Origin of the sequence: Pseudomonas gingeri, assembly GCF_013386115.1 — a bacterium.
GTDB lineage: Bacteria > Pseudomonadota > Gammaproteobacteria > Pseudomonadales > Pseudomonadaceae > Aquipseudomonas > Aquipseudomonas gingeri.
On the sequence record NZ_JACAOR010000019.1, the window covers coordinates 126,379 to 147,355 of the forward strand.

A 20,977-nucleotide genomic window follows, 5' to 3' on the forward strand; every position below is an offset into this window, starting at 1 on the left:
ATCCGGATACAAGGGCTGCTCGGCGCCAGCGGCAGTGTTCCAGGTAGTAGCTCGATGCCAGTTGCCCTCCTACTCAAACTGTGGAGGGTTTATCCATGGATTTCATCAGTCTCCTGATTCAACTGGTCAGTGGCGCGGTGGGTGGCAATCTCGCGGGCGCCGCCAGCGACAAGTACAGCCTGGGCCCCTGGTTCAATTCACTGGCCGGCGGTATCGGCGGGGTGCTGCTGACGCAGGTGCTCTCGGCCATCACCAACGGCAGCCTGGGTGGCAGCGTCGGCGACATGGACCTGACCGCCATTATCAGCAGTATCGCCGGCGGCGGTGTCGGCGGTGCGGTCCTGAGCCTGATCGCCGGTTTCATCAAGGCCAAGCTGAGTGCCCAGTAAACCGGCGGGGGGAGAACCGGCGTGACAACGTCATTACCGCCATTGCGCGGCAATGACGTTGCCGTCGATCAGCGCGACTCGTTGTGGCCCAGGTCACGCTCGGGGTCGATCCGGTCGCGCACCCGCTGCTTGAGCACCTTGGCCTCGGGAAAGCCGCCATCGGCCTTGCGCTCCCAGATCTGCACCGCGTCGCAGGTGATGCGGAACACCCCGCCGGTCCCCGGCTCCAGGGAAACCTTGCCGAGATCGTCGGCGAAGGTGCTCAACAGTTCCTGGGCCAGCCAGGCGGCACGCAGCAGCCATTGGCACTGGGTGCAGTAGGTGATGACGATTTCCGGTTTACCTGCGGACATGATTGGCTCGGGCTCCTGGCTGATCGGGCGCCGCTATAATAGCGCTCTTTCATGCTCCCCCCGAGATCCGTGATGCGCCGCCTGTTGTCTTGCCTGTTGCTCTGCCTGCTCCCCCTTCTGTCGCATGCCGCCGAATCTCCCCGGCCCAAGGTCGGCCTGGTGCTCTCCGGCGGCGCGGCCCGTGGCCTGGCGCATATCGGCGTGCTCAAGGCCCTCGAGGAACAGGGTATCGCTATCGATGCCATCGCCGGCACCAGCATGGGGGCGGTAATCGGCGGCCTGTATGCGTCCGGCTACAAGATCGACGAACTGGAAAAACTGGCCCTGGATATCGACTGGAAACGCGCCCTGTCCGACGACCCGCCACGCGAGGACATGCCTTTCCGCCGCAAGCAGGATGACCGCGACTTCCTGGTGAAACAGAAACTCAGCTTCCGCGACGATGGCAGCCTCGGCCTGCCACTGGGAGTGATCCAGGGGCAGAACCTGGCCCTGCTGCTCGAAAGCATGCTGGCCCACGCCAGCGATACCCGTGATTTCGACAAGCTGCCGATTCCGTTCCGTGCCGTCGCCACCGATATCGCCAGCGGTGAAAAAGTGGTGTTCCGCAAGGGCCACCTGCCCAAGGTGGTCCGCGCCAGCATGTCGATCCCGGCGGTGTTCGCTCCGGTCGAACTGGATGGCCGGCTGCTGGTGGATGGCGGCATGACCGACAACATCCCCGTGGATGTGGTGCGGGAAATGGGCGTCGATATCGCCATCGTGGTCGACATCGGCACCCCGCTGCGCTCGCGCAAGCAACTGGCGACGGTGGTCGATGTACTGAACCAGTCGATCACCCTGATGACCCGGCGCAACTCGGAAGAACAGCTGGCGACCCTGCGCCGCGACGACATCCTGATCCAGCCGGCCCTGGCGAGTTACTCCGGAACCGACTTCGGCCGGGCCCGGGATATCATCGAGGCCGGTTACCGGGCGACGCGCATTCTCGACGCCCGCCTGGCCTCGCTGCGCCCGCTGCAGAAACCCGATCCCGAACTGAATGCCGCCCGCGCACCGGAACAACGCACGCCGATCATCACCGCCATCAAGATCGAGAACGACTCGAAGGTCGGCGACTCGGTGATTCGCTACTACATCCGCCAGAACCTCGGCGAACCTCTGGACCTGGGTCGCCTGCAGACGGACATGGGCACGCTCTACGGCCTGGACTACTTCGAGCAGGTGCAGTACCGGGTGGTACACAAGGGCCAGGACAATACCCTGGTGATCAGCGCCCGGGGCAAACGCAGCGGCACCGATTACCTGCGCCTGGGCCTGAACCTCTCCGACGACCTGCGTGGCGACAGCGCCTTCAACATCGGCGCCAGCTATCGGGTCAATGGCATCAACCGCCTCGGTGGCGAGTGGCTGACACGCGTGCAGATCGGCGACACCCAAGACCTCTACAGCGAGTTCTACCAGCCGCTGGACGAGGGGTCGCGGTACTTTGTCGCGCCTTACCTCAACGCCCAGTCACAGAACGTCGAGGCCACGCTCGACAGCGACCCGATCGCCGAATACCGGCTGGAACGCTACGGTTTCGGCCTCAACCTGGGCCGACAGATCGCCAATAACGGCGAGATCCGCTTCGGCATCGGCGAGGCCTGGGGCAAGGCCGACGTCAAGATCGGCGATCGCGACCTGCCGCGGGTGAGCTTCAGCGAGGGCTTCTACCAGTTGAAGTACTCCTTCGACTCCCTCGACAACGTCTACTTCCCCCATAACGGCGAGGACATCGGCCTGACCCTGCGCCAGTTCGATCCCAGCCTCGGTTCCGACCAGCGCTACCGGCAGTGGGAGTTCAAGCTGGACAAGGCCCTCAGCCAGGGGCCTAACACCTGGATCCTCGGCGGCCGCTACGGACGCACCCTGGACAAGGCCGAAGTGGTGACCTCGAGCTTTCTGCTCGGCGGTGCCCGGCAACTGTCGGGGTTCCGCCAGGATTCGGTCACCGGACAGAACGTCAGCCTGATGCGCGCCGTGTACTACCGGCGGCTGACCCCACGCTCCTACCTGCCGCTGGACTTCCCGTTGTACATGGGCGCCTCGCTGGAGCGTGGTCGCGCCTGGAACAACGACAACCAGTTCGACAGCGGCTACATCAATGCCGCCAGCATCTTCTTAGGCTTCGACACACCGCTGGGGCCGTTGAACTTCAGCTATGGGGTCAACGACGATAACCAGCAGGCCCTCTATCTCAACCTCGGGCAGACCTTCTGAAGCCGCAGACGACAACGCCGCACGGGTCAGGTGCGGCGTTGTCGGTGGAGCGCTAGGCAAGTGGCCCTAGCGGATGCTGGCGAGCAGCGTGCGCGCCGTCTGCTTGAGTGGTTCGTCGCCTTCGCGCAGCAGTTCATGGAGCAACTGGCTGGCGTTATCCAGGTCACCGATATTGATACAGGTCTGCGCCTGCTCCAGCTTGCTCGCGGTGGCCTGCTCACGCTCCAGGCTGTCGAAGTCCACTTCCAGCGGTTCGATATCCAGGGGCTGCTCATCGTCCATGAAGCTGTCGAGAAACTCGTCGTCCAGCGTATCGCCCACCAGCGGCAGGCTCAGTTCGGTTTCGACCGGTAACTCGGGCTCCGGCTCGGCAAAATCGCTGAGGAACTGCTCGTCGGGCATCTCGAGCACTTCAGGGAGTTCATTGAGGTTGCTGGCGAATACCGGTTCGGCAGCGGACACTACCGGCGATTCGGCAGCCGTCTTGCTGCGTTGCTGCGGTGCGTTGTCGAACGGGCTGACCAGATCCCAGTCGGCATCCATCGACAAGTCATCGAGATTGAGCTGGAACTCGTCCTCCAGCGGCTTGGTCTCGGCCTTGGGCACCGTTTCCATCCATTCGGCGGCCAGCACCGGCGCGGCGACCGCGGCGGCGGCAGCGACCGGCACCACCGGGGCGCTGGCAGGCACCGGCGTGGGAGCGGGCGCAGGAGGTACAACAGGCGCGGGTGCGGAAACCGGCGCCGCGGCGGCCTGCAGTTTCGGGTGCTTGGAACGCAGGTCGCGCAAGGTCGACTCGCTGAAGCCGGACGCCAACAGGCTCTGCTCTTCGACCGCATAGCCGGCACTGTCGCCCTGCTGGGCCAGCACGTCCAGCAGGCGCAGGCGCAGGTCCGTACGCTGGGGCTCCTTGAGCATGGCTTCGCGCAGAATACCGGCGGCCTCGCTGAAGCGGCCGTAGGCGATATAGATGCTCACGCCCTCAAGGGCATCCGGGACTTCGTTGCTCTCGCGTCGAGCGGGCGCCAGCGGTTCGACCACCGGCTCGATCCGCCCGGCCGAGGCAGTGGCGGCCACCGGCGCGACGGCGGGCACGACCCGGCTGACCATCGGCGAGTCCTGAACCACTGGCGCGACAGGCACGGGCTCGCCCGCCACTTCGGCCAACTGCCGCCGCCGACGCACAACCAGCGCCGCGGCCAGCAGCAGGATCAGCAAGGCCAGCGCGGCCAGGAGCAGCAGGTTGAATCCGCCGGACTCTTCGGCCACCACCGGAGCCGGCACCACCGGCGGGGTCACCGGCGCGGGAGCAACGACGGGGGCGGCAACGGCCTTGGCCTTGAGTTCCGCCAGTTGGGCTTGCAGGTCGCCCAATTGCTTCTGGTCGCTGGCGATCTGCTCATCCTGTGCCTTCAGCCGCGCCTGCAATTCGTCGGCGTTTTTCTGCAGTTGCTGGTTTTCCAGGGTCGCCGCGGCCAGTTGTTCGGCATTCTGCGTCGCTTCAGGCACCGGCGCCGCCGGGGCCTGGGCAGCAGCCGGCGCAGGAGCACCCGGCACCACCGCCACATCCGGCAGCAACAGGCTCTGGCCCACTGTCAGCCGCTCGCTGCCGGGATTGAGCGCGCGGATGCCCTGGGACAACTCATTGACACTGGCTTGGCTGCCGGCGTCGCGCAGGCGCTTGGCAATGATCCAGGAACTGTCGCCCTTGACCACCGTATAACGCTTGCCCTGGGTTGCCGGCGGTGGCGCGATACTCACCGGCGGCGCCTGCGGCTCCAGCGCGGCACTGCGGGCCGGCAGGTTATAGGCGCTGGCAGCGCTGCCCGGTGGATCGAGCAAGACCGTGTATTCGCGCAGCAAACGGCCATTGGGCCGGTTGACCTGCACCAGGAAATTCAGGAAAGGCTCGCTGACCGGCTTGTTCGACTGCACCTGGATCACACTGCGGTTGCCCCGCAGGATCGGCGTGAAGCGCAGGTCGTTGAGGAAGAACACCCGCTCGACACCGGCGCGGCTGAACTCTTCGGGTGTCGCCAGGCTGACCGACAGCTCGCCTTCGGCCAGGTCACCCGGATCGACCAGGGCGATTTCCGCATTGAGCGGCTGATTGAGCGCCGAATGCAGGGTGATGTCCCCCAGTCCCATGGCCGAGGCCAATGTCGAATGCAGCAGTGATACCGCTGCCACCGCCATCCAGCGCAGGCGGATCTTGGTCACCGGGGACTTTTCAGTGGAGCACCGCGACGCGGACTGCAAACTCTCGAGCATGAGTTTCCCTTAAGAAGGCAATAACACCTCCGGCGCCAGCCGGACCGGAATGCCGACACAATACACAGAACCAGTAACTCTTATAGTCTGCCGGCCGGAGATTCTCCAAATCCGGCAGAGCGGGAATGCGTCAGGACTTTTCCAGATTGGCCAGGATGCGGCTGTGAACCCGCATGCAGATCCGCAACTCTTCGTCGTCGACACCCACGAACAGCTCGTGGCGCAAGGCGGTGGCAATGGTTTCGATCTGCTCGATCAAGGGGCGGGCCGAGGGGCAGAGCACGATCTTCTTTGCCCGCCGGTCTTCGAGTACCGCCTGGCGCTGCACCAGTCCCTGAGTTTCCAGGCTGTCGAGCAAACGGGCCAGGGTCGGCCCTTCGACGCCGACACTCTGCGCCAGCTCACGCTGGGTAGGCGCCTCGGAGAAGCGCGCCAGGTGCAGCAATACCAGCCAGCGGGCCTGCGACAGGCCCAGGCCGGCCAGGCGACGATCCAGCTCGGCGCGCCAGCCTCGGGACATGTGCGCCAACTGCATGCCAAAACGGTGTTCATCGGTTAACGACATAAAAGACTCATGGTTAGACTGAAAATAGACAAAACTAATTATTAGTCAGCTAAGCATGGAGCCCGGCTGGAGGCAAGGCCTGCACTGTGTGCAAACATGACTTGTCGCAATTAAAACAGCGATGGTGTCGGGAATATTCCATTTCCCTCTCCTTATAGTTCGAATTCGGATTGCAGGGCCGCCCGTACGCAGTACAGGACACCCTCCGGGACACGCCCGGCGAACTGCGCGGCGATCTCGGTCACGGCGGGCAATTCGCCTTCGCCGTCGAGGAACGCATCCTGCACCTCGCCGAGCAGGTCCTCGGGCAGGTCCAGGGCCTGCTCCAGCGACAGCTGCTGACGGCTGATGGCTTCGGCCAGCAGGGTATAGACATTCTTTTCCGAGCATTGCAGCTGACCGGCAATCTGCAGCGGCGTCATGCCGGCACGGGCCAGGCTGATCAGTTCGTGACGGATATCGGCGACCACCTTGGGCGTCTCGGCCTCGCCGCCCAGCACTTCGAGGAAGGCTTCGCCGTAACGCTCCAGCTTGCGCGCGCCGACGCCGCTGACCCGGGCCATTTCCGCCAGGGAGGTCGGCTGACTGCGCAACATCTCCAGCAAGGTGGAGTCGGGGAAAATGACATACGGCGGTACGCCATGCTCCTCCGCCAGCTTGCGTCGCAGGGCCCGCAGGGCTTCCCACTGCTCGCGCTCTTCGCCGCGCACCAGCTGGCTGGCCGGGCTGGCGGAGACGCTCTTGGCGGTGGTCTGCGGCTTGAGCTCGCGACGCAACTCCAGGGTGACCTCGCCGCGCAGCAGCGGCCGGCAGGTATCGGTCAGGCGCAGGCCGCCGTAGCCTTCCAGGTCGATATCCGCCAGCCCGCGGGCCACCAGTTGCCGGAACAGCGAGCGCCACTCGCCCTCGCTGCGGGCCTTGCCCACGCCGAACACCGCCAGGTGCTGGTGGCCGAAGCTGCGGACCTTGTCGTTCTCCTTGCCCAGCAGCACATCCACCAGGTGGCCGACACCGTAACGCTGTCCCGTGCGATAGATCGCCGACAGTGCCTGCCGCGCCGGTTCGGTGGCGTCCCAGGTCTGCACGCCGTCGACACAGTTGTCGCAATGCCCGCAGGGTTGCGGCAGGTCTTCGTCGAAATAGGCCAGCAGGGTCTGGCGCCGGCAACGGGTTTCCTCGCACAGCGCCAGCATCGCATCGAGCTTGTGATGTTCCAGGCGCTTGTGGCGCTCGTCGCCCTCGGAGTTCTGCAGCATCTGCTTGAGCATCACCACATCCTGCAGGCCGTAGGCCATCCAGGCATCCGCCGGCAGGCCGTCACGGCCGGCACGACCGGTTTCCTGGTAATAGGCTTCCAGGGACTTGGGCAGGTCGAGGTGCGCGACAAAACGCACGTTGGACTTGTCGATGCCCATGCCGAAGGCGATGGTCGCGACCATGATCAGGCCTTCCTCGTTGAGGAAGCGCTTCTGGTTGGCCGCCCGGGTTTCGTTGGGCAGGCCGGCGTGATACGGCAAGGCCGGAAAGCCCTGCTCGCAAAGGAGCGCGGCCACTTCATCGACCTTCTTGCGCGACAGGCAGTAGACGATCCCGGCGTCGCTGCGACGTTGCGAGAGGAACGCCAGCAACTGCTTGCGCGGCTGCTCCTTGGGCACGATCCGGTAGAAGATGTTCGGCCGGTCGAAGCTGGAGAGAAAACGCTCGGCATCCTGCAAGTGCAGGCGATTGACGATCTCCTCGCGGGTACGCTTGTCGGCGGTGGCGGTCAGGGCGATACGCGGCACATTGGGGAACATCTCGGCCAGTTGCCCGAGTTGCAGGTATTCCGGCCGGAAGTCGTGGCCCCATTGCGAAACGCAGTGGGCTTCGTCGATGGCGAACAGGGCGATATCGAGGTTCTGCAGGAACGCCAGCATGCGCGGCTGCACCAGGCGCTCGGGAGCGAGGTACAGCATCTTCACCTCGCCCCGGCGGATCCGCGCGGCCAGGTCGCGTTGCTGCTCGGCACTCAGGGTCGAATTCAGCGACGCGGCGGCCACGCCCAGCTCTTCCAGGGTCGCGACCTGGTCGTCCATCAGCGCGATCAGCGGCGAGACCACCACCGCGAGCCCGTCACGCAACAATGCCGGAACCTGGAAACACAGCGACTTGCCGCCGCCGGTGGGCATCAGGACCAGGGCGTCGCCACCATTGGCCACGCGCTCAATAATGGCACCCTGGCGACCACGAAAGCTGTCGTAACCGAAGATGTCCTTGAGGACGCGTTGAGCCTGTTCGAGCATAACCACTCCAAAAATCACCGAAACGCCCCTGCCTGAAGGCTGGTCGAAAAACCGCCGTTATCACGGAAAAAACCGTAAGCGGGGATTTCTCCAGCCATCGCCACCCTCGGCAGGGCATCACAAAACGCGGGAGTATACCCGAGCACTCGACGGCAAAGGGCAATGCCGGTCGGTCGACCCGAGGACTTATTCACCGCTAAAACCGCGCAAATCTACGTGCTTGCTGGCCTGCACGCTCAAGAACGCCTAGAATTCAGCATCGTTTATTCCCAAGGTAGCCCCCCATGTCCTTCGCTGAGCAACTCACCCGCCTGCAAGCCTTCCTCGACGCCGACGAGCTGCACGAAGAAGCGCTGGACTATGTGGCCGCCCATGGCTACCTGACCGCGCTGTCGATCTGCTCGGAAGTGGTGCCCGATCGCGAATGGATCGATGCCCTGTTCGCCGAGGAGCCACACTACAGCGATGCCGCCCAGCGTGAAGAAATCGAAGCCACGCTGCTTCAGCTCAAGGCCCACATCGCCCGTCAGCTGGCCTCCGATGAGGAGTTCGAGCTGCCGTGCGACCTCGACCTGGGCGACGACCCGGACGACTCCGACCTGCGCGGCTGGTGCATCGGCTTCATGGAAGGGGTGTTCCTGCGCGAAGCCGCCTGGTTCGAAACCGCCGAGGAAGAAGTCAGCGAAATGCTCCTGCCGATCATGGTCGGTTCGGGCCTGTTCGATGAGCAACCGGAGTTCTCCGACATCGCCGCCGACGCCAACCTGATGGACGACATGATCGTCCAGATCCCGGAAGCCCTGACCGCGTTGTACCTGCTGTGCAACGCTCCCGACGAGAAGCCGGCGATCCTCAAGCCTCGTCACCACTGAGTCGCAACCTGTGGCGGCAAGCCCCAGGGGCAATCGCCCGCCGCTTGTGCGCTACGCGCTGCTGGCCATCGGCTGGCTGAGCGTGGCGCTGGGGGTGATCGGGATTTTCCTGCCGGTCTTGCCGACGACGCCTTTCCTGCTCCTGGCGGCCGCCTGTTTCGCCCGCAGTTCACCCCGCTTCTACCGTTGGCTGGTGGAGCACCCGCGCCTGGGTCCATGGATCCGCGACTATCTGGATGGCAACGGCATCCCGCTCAAGGGCAAGGTCTACGCCATCGGCCTGATGTGGCTGAGCATCGGTTTTTCCTGCTACCTGGTGCCGTTGCCCTGGGCCCGCGGCTTCATGCTGACCAGCGCGGTCCTGGTGACGATCTACATCCTGCGCCAGAAGACCCTGGAGCCGCGACGCTAGGCGCCGTGGTTGCGCTGGTAGGTGTCGCGGCCCATGGCCTGGATCTGTCCCTCGATCAACGCTTCGAACGGCTTCAGCAAGGCGCCGAATGAAGTCGGCCGCTCCAGGGTTTCCAGCGCCTGGACAATCGCCTCCACCGTCGCCAACGCCCCCGGCTCCGGGGCCTTGCGCAAGCGATAGCGGGACACCGCGCCCTGCCCCAGGGTCACTCTCGGCAAGGCCGCCAGCAACGGGTTGAGGTACAACAGCTTGCGCGCCTTGCGCCAGGTTCCGTCGGGCACCACCAGCAGCAGCGGCTGGCCCTCGCCAGTCGACGGGTAGGCTTGCAGCAACCGTGCATCGTCCGCCGGGAACAGCAGGCACGCCTGATAACCGGGCGGGTTCAGCAACGCCGGCAGGTCCTCGAACACCTCGCCGACACGCAACTCGGCATTGCTCAGCCCCAGGGTCGCCAGCCGCGCCGTATTCAAGGCATGGCCGACCTCACTCGGATGTTGCAGCACCAGCACCCGGGTGCGGCTGTCGAGTTGCGGGATCAGTGCGCACAGGCAATGGGTTTCGGGACGCAGGCAACGCTCGCAGCGAGCTCTGGACATGAACAAGACTCCGATCAGGGCTGGTTGAGCTGCGCTTTGAGCAGGTCGCGGAAAGTCTGGATCAACGGCTCGCGGCTGCGGCCCCGGCGCAGGATCATCGAGAACGGCGCCTGGTAACCGAAGGTCGCCGGCAGCAGCACCCGCAGGTCGCCCTTGTCCGCCCAGGGCTGGGCATAATGCTCGGGCAGGTAGCCGATGTAGGCGCCGGACAGCACCAGGATCAGTTGCGCCTCCATGCTCTCGACGGTGGCCGCGCTGTGCTTGAAACCATGACGGGCCAGTTCGGCCTGGCTCCAGTAGCCGCGGCCGACCATGCGCTGCTGGGTAATGACCTGCTCGGGAATCCTGCGCTCGTTGTACAGCGGATGGCGGTTGCTGCAATACAGCCAGTGCTGCTCGCGGTACAGCGGCTGGTAGACCAGCCCGCTCATGCGCGTGGAAAACGCGCCGATGGCCAGGTCCAGGCGGTTGTCCTGCACCCCCAGTTGCAGTTCGTAGGGGCTCATCACCGACAGGTGCAGGTGCACCGCCGGGTGTTCCTGGCTGTAGGCGCCAATGGCTTCGGCCAGGGGCAAGGCCGGCTCGCTGACGGTGGAGTCGATCACCCCGAGGTTGAGGGTCCCGCGCAACTCGCCCTTGAGGGCGGCGGCGTACTGTTCGAACCCTTCGAGTTCGCCGAGCAGCCGCAGGGTTTCCTGATGGAACAGCTCACCCTTGCTGGTCAGGCTGAAACCACCCCGGCCACGATGGCACAGCACCAGTCCCAGCGCGGCCTCGAGCTGGCTCATGTAGGTACTGATGGCCGAGGTCGACAGGTTGAGTTCCTGCTGGGCGTTGGCAAATCCCTGGTGGCGCACCACGCTGACGAAGATGCGCAATAGTTTCAGGTCGGGTAAAGCGTTGGCCATGGAACACTCCGAAGAGACTGGATGCGGAGCGTCCGCAGATGCGTTCCCACGTGGAGCGTGGGAACGCTCAAGAGTCTAACCTCGCCCCGGGCATTAGTTTAGAAAAATCTGAACTAAGTATTTGCCGACAGCGATTCTTCCCATCCGCCACCTTTCGCAGAATCGCCACCAGATAACCAAAACAAATGATGAGGCTTACCCGTGGACAAGATTCTTCACCAACCACTGGGCGGTAACGAAATGCCGCGTTTCGGCGGCATCGCCACCATGATGCGCCTCCCCCACCTGCAATCGGCCGCCGGCCTCGACGCCGCCTTTATCGGCATCCCGCTGGACATCGGCACCTCGCTGCGCGCCGGGACCCGTTTCGGCCCGCGGGAAATCCGCGCCGAATCGGTGATGATCCGCCCGTACAACATGGCCACCGGCGCCGCGCCGTTCGACTCGCTGTCGGTCGCCGATATCGGTGACGTGGCGATCAACACCTTCAACCTGCTCGACGCCGTGCGCATCATCGAAGAAGCCTACGACGGCATTCTCGAACACGACGTGATCCCGCTGACCCTGGGTGGCGACCACACCATCACCCTGCCGATCCTGCGGGCGATCCACAAGAAACACGGCAAGGTCGGCCTGGTGCACATCGACGCCCACGCCGATGTCAACGATCACATGTTCGGCGAGAAGATCGCCCACGGCACCACCTTCCGCCGCGCCGTGGAAGAAGGCCTGCTGGACTGCGATCGGGTGGTACAGATCGGCCTGCGCGCCCAGGGCTACACCGCCGAAGACTTCAACTGGAGCCGCAAGCAGGGCTTCCGTGTGGTCCAGGCCGAAGAGTGCTGGCACCAGTCCCTCGCGCCGCTGATGGCCGAAGTCCGGGAAAAGGTCGGCAACGGTCCGGTCTACCTGAGCTTCGATATCGACGGCATCGACCCGGCCTGGGCGCCCGGCACCGGCACCCCGGAAATCGGCGGCCTGACCACCATCCAGGCGATCGAGATCGTCCGTGGCTGCCAGGGCCTCGACTTGGTCGGCTGCGACCTGGTGGAAGTCTCGCCACCCTACGACACCACCGGCAACACCTCGCTGCTGGGCGCCAACCTGCTCTACGAAATGCTCTGTGTACTTCCAGGCGTGGCCCACCGCTGAGGCAACCCCATGAACGACCGTGACCAGGTGCTCAAGGCCGCCGCCGAACTGGTGGCCGCCTTTGCCGCCAACGATCGCGAAGCTTACTTCGGCGCGTTCAGCGCCGATGCCAGCTTTGTCTTCTACACCCTCGAACAGCCGCTGCTGTCGCGCGATGCCTACCAGGCCTTGTGGGACCGCTGGCGTTCAGAGGATGGCTTCGAGGTGCTCTCATGCACCTCGAGCAACGCCTTCGTCAGCCTGCAGGGCGACGTGGCGATTTTCATCCATGACGTAGCCACCGAGCTGCGCATGCAAGGGGAGCTTCTCTTCAGCCAGGAGCGCGAGACCATTGTGTTTCGCAAACAACAGGAACAGGGCCCATGGCTGGCCTGCCACGAACATTTGTCTGCGCCACCCCAAGGACTGCCCTCCCCTTAGCCAACGCCGGTAGCCCCCGCGGAAGATGGGGGCACCGCAGTGATCGGAGCGATCATGAATAAGAATAACAATGAAAAAAGTCTTAGCAGCATTGAAACAAACGGGGTCGAGCAGATTCCGGACCACGAACGCGACGCCCGGCCCAGCGACCTGTTTCGCCTGATCTTCGGCGGCGCCAACACCTTTGCCACCGCCGTGCTCGGCAGCTTCCCGGTGCTGTTCGGCCTGTCCTTCCAGGCCGGTGTCTGGGCGATTGTGCTGGGGGTGATTCTCGGCGCGCTGATCCTGGCGCCCATGGGCCTGTTCGGACCGATCAACGGCACCAACAACGCCGTGTCCTCCGGCGCGCATTTCGGTGTGCACGGACGGATCGTCGGCTCGTTCCTGTCCCTGCTGACCGCCATCGCGTTCTTCTCGCTCTCGGTGTGGAGCTCGGGTGACGCACTGATCGGCGGCGCCAAGCGCCTGATCGATGTACCGGAAACCGACCTGACCCTGGGCCTGGCCTACGGCCTGTTCGCGATCCTGGTCCTGACGGTGTGCATCTACGGCTTCCGCTTCATGCTGTGGGTCAACCGCATCGCCGTGTGGGCCGCCAGCCTGTTGTTCCTGTTGGGCATCTTCGCCTTCGCACCGGCCTTCGACAGCCACTTCGCCGGCACCGTGGCCCTCGGCCAGACGGGTTTCTGGGCAGCCTTCATCGGTGCCGCGCTGGTAGCCATGAGCAACCCGATCTCCTTCGGCGCGTTCCTCGGTGACTGGTCGCGCTACATCCCGCGGGAAACGCCGAAAGGTCGCATCATGCTGGCGGTGATCGCCGCGCAGGTCGCCACCCTGATCCCGTTCCTGTTCGGTCTTGCCACCGCGACCATCGTGGCGATCAAGGCCCCCGACTACATCGCCGCGAACAACTATGTCGGTGGCCTGCTGGCCGTCTCGCCGAGCTGGTTCTTCCTGCCGGTGTGCCTGATCGCGGTGATCGGCGGCATGTCCACCGGCACCACCTCGCTGTATGGCACCGGGCTGGACATGTCCAGCGTGTTTCCGCGACTGCTGTCGCGGGTCAAGGCGACCCTGCTGATCGGCGTACTGTCGATCGCCTTCATCTTCATCGGGCGCTTCGCGGCCAACCTGGTGCAGAGCGTGTCGACCTTCGCCGTGCTGATCATCACCTGCACCACTCCCTGGATGGTGATCATGCTGATCGGCCTGCTGGTGCGTCGCGGCTACTACTGTCCGGACGACCTGCAGGTCTTCACCCGCGGCGAAACCGGCGGGCGCTACTGGTTCAGCCACGGCTGGAACTGGCGCGGCCTTGGCGCCTGGATCCCCAGCGCGCTGGTCGGCCTGTGCTTCGTCAACCTGCCGGGACAGTTCGTCGGTCCGCTGGGCAACCTGGCCGATGGCATCGACATCAGCCTGCCGATCACCCTCGGGCTGGCCTCGCTGATGTACCTGGCGCTGCTGAGCCTGTTCCCGGAAACGCCGGAGGTCTACGGGCCGGATGATGCCCGCAGCCAAGGCCTGAACGCAGGAGAGAAACCGACCTTGCGCCAGCCGGCCTGAACTTGTGGGAGCCGGCTGGCCAGCGATGAGGCCCCTGAGCCTTGCACCGCCTGTCTGGCCGCCATCGCCGGCCAGCCAGCTCCCACGACAACCAACGCACTCACACTGCTTATTGTTCCATCATAAAAAAGATAATCGGAGACACGCCGTCATGGCCCTGGATTTACTGGTTGTACTCATTTATGCCGCTGGCATGCTCGTGCTCGGTTACTACGGCATGCGCAAGGCCAAGACCCACGAAGACTACCTGGTTGCCGGGCGCAACCTGGGCCCGACCCTGTACATGGGCACCATGGCCGCGACCGTACTGGGCGGTGCCTCCACCGTAGGCACCGTGCGCCTGGGCTATGTCCACGGGATTTCCGGTTTCTGGCTCTGCGCGGCCCTGGGCTTCGGCATCATCGCGCTGAACCTGTTCCTCGCCAAGCCGCTGCTCAAGCTGAAGATCTTCACCGTCACCCAGGTGCTGGAAAAGCGCTACAACCCCATGGCGCGCCAGGCCAGCGCGGTGATCATGCTGGCCTACGCGCTGATGATCGGCGTGACCTCGATCCTCGCCATCGGCACCGTGCTGCAAGTGCTGTTCGGCCTGCCGTTCTGGCTCTCGGTGCTGCTCGGCGGCGGTGTCGTGGTGGTCTACTCGACCATCGGCGGCATGTGGTCGCTGACCCTGACCGATATCGTCCAGTTCATCATCAAGACCGTTGGCCTGATGTTCATCCTGCTGCCGATCTGCCTGTACCGCGTCGGCGGCTGGGACGAACTGGTGAGCAAGCTGCCGGCGGCGAGCTTCAGCTTCACCACCATCGGCTGGGACACCATCATCACCTACTTCCTGATCTACTTCTTCGGCATCCTGATCGGCCAGGACATCTGGCAACGGGTGTTCACCGCCAAGGACGAGAAAGTCGCGAAGTACGCCGGCAGCGTCGCCGGGATCTACTGCATCGCCTACGGCCTGGCCTGCGCCCTGATCGGCATGGCCGCCCATGTGCTGATCCCGGACCTGGACAACGTCAACAACGCCTTCGCCGCCATCGTCAAGCTGTCGCTGCCCGATGGTATCCGTGGCCTGGTGATCGCCGCGGCCCTGGCCGCCATGATGTCCACCGCCAGCGCCGGCCTGCTGGCCGCCTCCACCGTACTGACCGAAGACCTGTTGCCGAAACTGCGCGGCGGCAAGCAGTCGAGCCTGGCGGTCAACCGCCTGTTCACCTGCCTGACCGGGATCGTGGTGCTGGGTATCGCCCTGGTGGTCAGCGATGTGATCAGTGCACTGACCCTGGCCTATAACCTGCTGGTCGGCGGCATGCTGATCCCGCTGATCGGTGCCATTTTCTGGAAACGCGCCACCACCGCCGGCGCGATCACCAGCATGGCCCTGGGCTTCATCACCGCGCTGGTGTTCATGATCATCGACGGGCTCGACGCGAATACACCGATCTACTACAGCCTGGCTGTCGGCCTGGTCAGCTTCGTGGTGGTCAGCCTGCTGTCCCCTCGTCCGGCGACAGTGGCCAGCGCCATCTGACAATGCAGTTACTTCAGCGGGTGCGACGTCGGTTGTCGCATCCGTTTTTTTTCCCATGGCCGCCGCTTCGGCGCCGACCAATGGTCACCGACACTGAACAAACCTGTGCTGTACTGGCAATCAGCGACTGCCTTGGGGAAGGTATTCTGGAATCAGGTTCCGGATGAGTCCCAAGGTACAAGGATCGCTGGTGTCGTCCTTCCGACAGCCATCGCAATGCCCTGGGAAAGGGTCGAACAAGAAGAAAGTACTTTCCTGCGAGGCATTCATGAACAGGCTCGAGATTCATCAACAGATCTGCCATTCCATAGAACAGCAATTGTCGTTGAAATGGCCCCGGGATCCCTCCCTGGCGGCGGATGACAGTTACTCCCTCGATATCGCCGCGCTGTTCCAGCACCTTGAATGTCAGTTCAATGTGCGGCTGGACCTCAACCGTGACTTGAGGGGTATCAGCACCATCGGCGACCTCAGCCGGTTCATCTACGAAAAGACCCAGCCCTCGCACTGAACCGCGATTGCAGGGTCATTGCCCGGCAGGGTGACGCGCGCGCTCAAGGAAACCACCACGGCTGGAGGGCTTGAGTCGGTATGAAAGCGTTACCGGCGCGGCTGCCGACGGCGGCGTTCGTCGTCCGTGCGAATCGGCACGGGTTGCAGCGGTGGCTCGATCAGGCCGAGGGCGACACCGAGGTCATGGAGCCAGGTTTGCAGTTTGTCTTTCATATAGCCCCCTTCAGGGTAATGCGAGCGACATAGTTCTGTAGCCGCTTCACACAGATCATAGCTCTAAGTCCTACGCAATGCTTCCTTTCCACGGGGTTGATTGCGCCAAATCATGGCAAAAAGCTTCAGGCCGACGCACGGACAGTCACGATCCCGGCACTCAGCTGCGCCTTGCGTTCCTCTTCCATCTCGATCCAGGCCGTCAGGTTCGCGCCCTTCATGCCTTTGCGCCACATCAGCCAGGTGGTGGCGGTGTCGAACGGTGCGGCCATCGGGTGCACCGAGACATTCTCGCGCCCCGGCAGGCTGGCCAGCATCGAGCGGGACATCATCGCCACGCCGGAACCGGCGGTCACGCAGGCCAGCATGCCCGGGTAGGACTCGATTTCGATGGCCCGCCCCATCGCCGCCTGATAATGCGCATACCAGGCCTCCAGGCGAACACGGTAGGAACAGCCGGGACGGAAGGTGAATACCGCCCGCCCCTCGATATCCCGTGCCGTGCGTATCGGCGGATGGTCGGCGGCGGCAATCATCACCAGCGATTCCTGGAACAATGCGATGCCCTCCAGCCCGGCCAGTTGCAGCGGGCCGTCGACCAGCGCGGCATCCAGGCGACCGCTGAGCACGCCCTCGAACAGCTCGGAACTGATGCTCGACTGCACCTGCAGGTTCACCGCGGGATAGGCGCGGTGATAACGCGACAGCAGCGGCGGCAGATGGATCGCCGCGGTGCTGTACATGGTTCCCAGGACAAAGTCGCCGCCCGGCTGGCCGCCCTGCACCGCCGCCTGGGCTTCGTCATGCAGCAGGAACAGCTTGGCGCAGTAGTCCAGCAGGACCTTGCCCGCCGGAGACAGCTGCAAACGCTGGCGCTCGCGCAGGAACAACTCGACCCCGAGTTGCTCTTCGAGCTGCTTGAGCCGGGTCGACAGGTTCGACGGCACCCGATGCAAACGCTCGGCCGCCCGGGTGATGGAACCCTCCTCGGCCACGGCCTGAAAGATCCGCAGTTGACTGAACTCCATGATCTTCTCCAAAAACGAACAAGTTACTTAATATTATTCATTTTTAAAGAAAGTCAATCAGTCCTAGCCTGACGGTCAATCGTCCCTTCTCCAGGAATTGCCGCCATGTCGCCGCTGATTCGTTTAGTCGCCTGTTTCGTCGCCCTGATGATGGTCATGGGCATCGGCCGTTTTTCCCTGACGCCGCAGTTGCCGCACCTGATCAGCGAAGGCCAGATCGATCTGACCGCCGGTGGCCTGATCGCCGCCGCGAACTACCTGGGCTATCTGCTGGGTGCCGCGGATGCGATGTTTGCCCGGCGGCCGGAGCAGATCCGCCAGCGCCTGCTCGGTGGCCTGTGGCTGTGCGTGCTGCTGACCCTGGCGTCGTTCTGGGCCCATGGTTTCTGGTCGCACCTGGCATTGCGCTTCGGCGCCGGGATCGCCAGTGCCTGGGTGGTGGTGATGATTACCAGCCTGAGCCAACCGCTGGCGGCCAGCAGCGGCCGGCATCGCCTGGGGGCGCTGGTGTTCGCCGGGCCCGGCCTGGGCATCGTGCTCACCGGCCTGCTGGCCATGGGCTCCAATCTGCTGGGGCAGACTTCATCCACCTTGTGGCTGGTGTATGCCGTCGCCGGCCTGTTGCTGCTGCTGATGATCCTGCCATTCCTCCCGCACTCGACGGCAACGCCCGCCACGGCGGTGCATATCGCCAATGCCTCGGCGGGCGGCAGCATCGGTCATCTGTGCCTGGTCTACTTCCTGTACGGGCTGGGCTACATCATCCCGGCGACCTTTCTTTCGCAGATGGCCAGCGCCCGTTTCCACGGCGAATGGCAGGCCGACCTGTTCTGGCCCTGCTTCGGCCTTGCCGCCGCCCTGGGGGTCCTGCTGGTCAGTCTGCGCCGGCACAATCCCCGGGTCACCCGTCACTGGCTGATGGCGACGCTGTGGCTGCAAGCCGCCGGTGTCTTCGCCTGCCTGTTGTCCAGCGGACTGGGACTGGTGCTGGGGGTGATTCTCTGCGGTGCGCCGTTCCTCGCCTGCATGCAACTGGTGATGCAGCGCTCGCGGGAACTGGCACCGCACACAACCCAGCGCAATGCCGGCCTGCTGACCGTCTGCTTCTCCGTCGGCCAGCTCAGTGGCCCGCTGCTGGCCGCCCTGAGCAGCCATTGGAGCGGCGGCCTGCAGCCGGCGCTGATGGTCGCTGGCAGCGGCCTGGTGATCGCCGGACTGGTTTCGCTGCGGCCGGTTACTGTCCCAGTGCCTTACGCAAACGACGGCGTATCCACTGCTCGGCACTGACCAGGGTGATTCCCAGCAGCACCAGCACCGCGCCGATGACAAAGTTGAAGCTCAAGGGGTCGCCGAGCAGGACGACCCCGAAGGTCACGCCGAACATCGGCGTCATGAAGGAAAATACCGCCAGGTTCGACGCCAGGTAGCGTTGCAGCAGCCAGAACCACACCAGGTAGCTGAAGAACGACACCACCAGGCCCTGGAACAGCACGCTGCCGACGGCAACGGCGGTGAGGCTGACATGACCGATCTGGCCGGAGACGGCGGCAATCGCCAGCAGCCCGACGAAACCGACGATCAACTGGTAGAACAGCGTCAGTGTCACTGGTGCTTCCGACAACCGTGACGCGCGCACCACCACGGTGGTCGCGCCCCAGGCGGCACCGGCCAGCACCCCCAGGGCATCGCCCAGGAGCATGTTGCTGTCCATGTCGGAGAACGATACCCCGCCGGCAAACGCGAAGACGATACCGACAAAGGCCAGGCCGATCCCCAGCCATTGCAAGGGCTTCAGGCGTTCGCTGGGCAACAGCCAGTTCACCCCCAGGGCGGTAAAGATCGGCGCGGTGTAGAGAAACACCGACATATGCGCGGCCGAGGTCCGTTGCAGGCCTTCGGAGATAAACAGGAATTCCAGGCCGAACAGCGCTCCCGCCAGCAGGCCGCCGCGCCACGTCGCACCGATATGGCTCCAGCCGCCCTTCCAGCACATCAGCAGGCCCACCAGCAGCGCCGAGATCCCGGAGCGCCCGGCCGCCTGCATGACCGGGGCGATATCCGCCGCGGCCCACTTGATCACCACTTGCTGGATGCCCCAGATCAGGCACAGCCCGAGCATCACCTGGATGGCAAAACGATCGGCGTTACGCCGCGAGGTGCTCATGGGCACCCCGGGCAAGAAAACAAAGACATGGCAGTTTCCGCAAAAGAGAAGGCAAGGCCCCCTGGCATACGTGTGCAAGGGTTGATAATCAGGTGAGCGAATCCTACAGGCAGTTTTTACCCATCGGTCAGAAAAAAACCGTGGAAAAAGACTCGAGGATAGCCGAGAGCGTCGTCAAGTGCCGGGAAACGGATCAGGCCCCGGACCGCATCCGCCAGTACCCCACCAGGCTGACCAGGCAACTCACCAGAGTCCCCCAGGCCAGGTCCATGAGTGCCAACTGACCCGACCAGGCCTGCAATGTTGCCCAGTTGCTCAAATCGTAGGTCCCGTAGGCCACCAACCCCAGCAGGGCTCCGAGGCCCGCGGCGCGACGGCTGCTGCGCGAAGCCGCCGCCGGTAGCACGACCAACACCAGCATGCCCACGCCATACAGCAGGTAAAACAGGATCGCCGGCACCCAGCGCGGTTGCTCCAGCATCAGTGGACCGAGCAGGCTCCTGTAGGTGGAGCCCATCAGCACCCCGAGCCAGAGCCCGTCGAGCACGAGAAAGGCCAGCAGCATGGCCAGGTAGGCCAGCAAGACTTTTCTCATGATCGAAGGCGCTCCCGGCATGGGATTCAGCTCAACTCGATGCGGTCGGCGTGAATAACGATCTGGCCCTGTTTGTACAGGGCGCCGATGGCCTTCTTGAAGTTGCCCTTGCTGACTCCGAACAGACCGCTGATCACGGTCGGATCGCTCTTGTCACTAACAGGCAGGACACCGTTGTTCTCGCGCAACCTGGCGAGGATCTTCGAGTTCAGGCTGCCGGCGGCTTCTTCGCCGACCGGTTGCAGGCTCAGGCTGATCTTGCCGTCGGCACGGATCTCCTTGATAAAGCCTTTTTCCTGTTTGCCGGCACGCAGGAACTTGAACACTTCGTTCTTGTGAATCAGGCCCCAGTGCTTGTTGTTGATAATGGCCTTGAAACCCATGTCGGTTGCTTCGGCCACCAGCAGGTCGACTTCCTCGCCAACCTTGTAGTTGGCCGGCGTCTTGTCCAGGTAACGATCCAGGCGCGCGGTGGCGGTGATGCGGCGGGTGTGCTTGTCGAGATAGACATGCACCACGCAGTACTCGCCGGCGCTCAACTGGCGCTTTTCCTCGGAATACGGCAGCAGCAGGTCCTTGGGCAGTCCCCAGTCGAGGAACACGCCGATGCTGTTGACTTCCTTGACTTTGAGACTGGCGAATTCACCGACCTGAACTTTCGGTGTTTCAGTGGTGGCAATTAACTTGTCAGCGCTGTCCAGATAAATGAAAACATTCAGCCAGTCTTCATCTTCACTGGGAATATCCTTGGGGATATAACGGTTGGGCAAAAGAATTTCGCCATCCTGCGCACCGTCCAGGTACAAACCGAAGTTAGTGTGCTTAACCACTTGCAAGCTGTTGTAACGCCCGACTAAAGCCATTTCCAATACCCTCATTGCGTGG

Annotated in this window: 21 protein-coding genes; 10 read left to right on the forward strand and 11 right to left on the reverse strand. The window is 63.8% G+C overall.

Annotated elements, in window-relative coordinates:
• Positions 1–95: 95 nt before the first annotated feature.
• The gene (locus tag HX881_RS31915) at positions 96–389 is read left to right on the forward strand and encodes a hypothetical protein (RefSeq protein ID WP_177088550.1); all 294 of its coding nucleotides are present in this window, start codon (positions 96–98) and stop codon (positions 387–389) included.
• 68 nt (positions 390–457) lie between these two features.
• On the opposite strand, the gene HX881_RS31920 is transcribed toward HX881_RS31915, so the two are convergent.
• Complete coding sequence (locus HX881_RS31920) at positions 458–742, reverse strand: Rdx family protein (RefSeq protein ID WP_017124495.1); 285 nt, start codon at positions 740–742, stop codon at positions 458–460.
• Between the two features lie 72 nt (positions 743–814).
• Between HX881_RS31920 and HX881_RS31925 the strand changes: the two genes are divergently transcribed.
• Complete coding sequence (locus HX881_RS31925) at positions 815–3,004, forward strand: patatin-like phospholipase family protein (RefSeq protein ID WP_177088552.1); 2,190 nt, start codon at positions 815–817, stop codon at positions 3,002–3,004.
• Positions 3,005–3,070: 66 nt separating this feature from the next.
• Here the strand turns inward: HX881_RS31925 and HX881_RS31930 are convergent, their stop codons facing one another.
• The 3 genes from HX881_RS31930 to recQ form a co-directional block, all read right to left on the reverse strand.
• Entirely contained in the window at positions 3,071–5,275 is a 2,205-nt protein-coding gene (locus HX881_RS31930; RefSeq protein WP_177088554.1) for a motility hub landmark protein FimV, read from the reverse strand.
• 130 nt (positions 5,276–5,405) lie between these two features.
• Complete coding sequence (locus HX881_RS31935) at positions 5,406–5,840, reverse strand: MarR family transcriptional regulator (protein ID WP_017124498.1); 435 nt, start codon at positions 5,838–5,840, stop codon at positions 5,406–5,408.
• 152 nt (positions 5,841–5,992) lie between these two features.
• Positions 5,993–8,122, reverse strand: a complete 2,130-nt coding sequence (gene recQ, locus HX881_RS31940) for a DNA helicase RecQ (protein ID WP_177088556.1) — start codon at positions 8,120–8,122, stop codon at positions 5,993–5,995.
• 284 nt (positions 8,123–8,406) lie between these two features.
• Between recQ and HX881_RS31945 the strand changes: the two genes are divergently transcribed.
• Together HX881_RS31945 and HX881_RS31950 are read left to right on the forward strand one after the other, a co-directional pair.
• The gene (locus tag HX881_RS31945; protein WP_017124500.1) at positions 8,407–8,994 is read left to right on the forward strand and encodes a UPF0149 family protein; all 588 of its coding nucleotides are present in this window, start codon (positions 8,407–8,409) and stop codon (positions 8,992–8,994) included.
• A gap of 10 nt (positions 8,995–9,004) precedes the next feature.
• The gene (locus tag HX881_RS31950) at positions 9,005–9,406 is read left to right on the forward strand and encodes a YbaN family protein (RefSeq protein ID WP_042934637.1); all 402 of its coding nucleotides are present in this window, start codon (positions 9,005–9,007) and stop codon (positions 9,404–9,406) included.
• Here HX881_RS31950 and HX881_RS31955 read toward each other — a convergent pair.
• Both HX881_RS31955 and HX881_RS31960 read right to left on the reverse strand, forming a co-directional pair.
• Entirely contained in the window at positions 9,403–10,002 is a 600-nt protein-coding gene (locus HX881_RS31955) for a tRNA-uridine aminocarboxypropyltransferase (protein ID WP_017124502.1), read from the reverse strand. The genes HX881_RS31950 and HX881_RS31955 overlap by 4 nt on opposite strands.
• Positions 10,003–10,016: 14 nt before the next feature.
• Positions 10,017–10,910: a LysR family transcriptional regulator gene (locus tag HX881_RS31960; protein ID WP_017124503.1), complete on the reverse strand. Its 894-nt coding sequence runs from the start codon at positions 10,908–10,910 to the stop codon at positions 10,017–10,019.
• A 201-nt stretch (positions 10,911–11,111) separates the two neighbouring features.
• Between HX881_RS31960 and speB the strand changes: the two genes are divergently transcribed.
• The 5 genes from speB to HX881_RS31985 all read left to right on the forward strand — a co-directional run bounded on the left by speB (position 11,112) and on the right by HX881_RS31985 (position 16,090).
• Entirely contained in the window at positions 11,112–12,062 is a 951-nt protein-coding gene (gene speB / locus HX881_RS31965; protein WP_103032476.1) for an agmatinase, read from the forward strand.
• Positions 12,063–12,071: 9 nt separating this feature from the next.
• Positions 12,072–12,482, forward strand: a complete 411-nt coding sequence (locus HX881_RS31970) for a nuclear transport factor 2 family protein (protein ID WP_017124504.1) — start codon at positions 12,072–12,074, stop codon at positions 12,480–12,482.
• A 54-nt stretch (positions 12,483–12,536) separates the two neighbouring features.
• Positions 12,537–14,048, forward strand: a complete 1,512-nt coding sequence (locus tag HX881_RS31975) for a purine-cytosine permease family protein (protein ID WP_177088558.1) — start codon at positions 12,537–12,539, stop codon at positions 14,046–14,048.
• A 151-nt stretch (positions 14,049–14,199) separates the two neighbouring features.
• The gene (locus HX881_RS31980; RefSeq protein ID WP_017124506.1) at positions 14,200–15,579 is read left to right on the forward strand and encodes a sodium:solute symporter family protein; all 1,380 of its coding nucleotides are present in this window, start codon (positions 14,200–14,202) and stop codon (positions 15,577–15,579) included.
• Positions 15,580–15,847: 268 nt separating this feature from the next.
• Positions 15,848–16,090 (forward strand): acyl carrier protein, encoded by a 243-nt coding sequence (locus HX881_RS31985; RefSeq protein WP_017124507.1) that lies wholly within the window; start codon positions 15,848–15,850, stop codon positions 16,088–16,090.
• An 89-nt stretch (positions 16,091–16,179) separates the two neighbouring features.
• Here the strand turns inward: HX881_RS31985 and HX881_RS33040 are convergent, their stop codons facing one another.
• A complete protein-coding gene (locus tag HX881_RS33040; protein ID WP_017124508.1) occupies positions 16,180–16,305 on the reverse strand; it encodes a PA1414 family protein in 126 nt (41 codons plus the stop codon).
• A gap of 125 nt (positions 16,306–16,430) precedes the next feature.
• Positions 16,431–17,333 (reverse strand): putrescine utilization regulator PtrR, encoded by a 903-nt coding sequence (ptrR, locus tag HX881_RS31990; protein ID WP_042934666.1) that lies wholly within the window; start codon positions 17,331–17,333, stop codon positions 16,431–16,433.
• Positions 17,334–17,438: 105 nt separating this feature from the next.
• Here ptrR and HX881_RS31995 point away from each other — a divergent pair, with 105 nt between their 5' ends.
• Positions 17,439–18,620 (forward strand): MFS transporter, encoded by a 1,182-nt coding sequence (locus tag HX881_RS31995; RefSeq protein WP_177064767.1) that lies wholly within the window; start codon positions 17,439–17,441, stop codon positions 18,618–18,620.
• Here the strand turns inward: HX881_RS31995 and HX881_RS32000 are convergent.
• The 3 genes from HX881_RS32000 to HX881_RS32010 all read right to left on the reverse strand — a co-directional run bounded on the left by HX881_RS32000 (position 18,568) and on the right by HX881_RS32010 (position 20,955).
• Positions 18,568–19,497, reverse strand: a complete 930-nt coding sequence (locus HX881_RS32000) for a DMT family transporter (protein WP_017124511.1) — start codon at positions 19,495–19,497, stop codon at positions 18,568–18,570. The two genes, HX881_RS31995 and HX881_RS32000, sit on opposite strands and share 53 nt — an antisense overlap.
• Before the next feature lie 193 nt (positions 19,498–19,690).
• On the reverse strand, positions 19,691–20,092 hold the full coding sequence (locus HX881_RS32005) for a DUF2177 family protein (protein ID WP_177088560.1): 402 nt from the start codon (positions 20,090–20,092) through the stop codon (positions 19,691–19,693).
• 26 nt (positions 20,093–20,118) lie between these two features.
• Complete coding sequence (locus tag HX881_RS32010; protein WP_017124513.1) at positions 20,119–20,955, reverse strand: CvfB family protein; 837 nt, start codon at positions 20,953–20,955, stop codon at positions 20,119–20,121.
• Positions 20,956–20,977 lie beyond the last annotated feature (22 nt).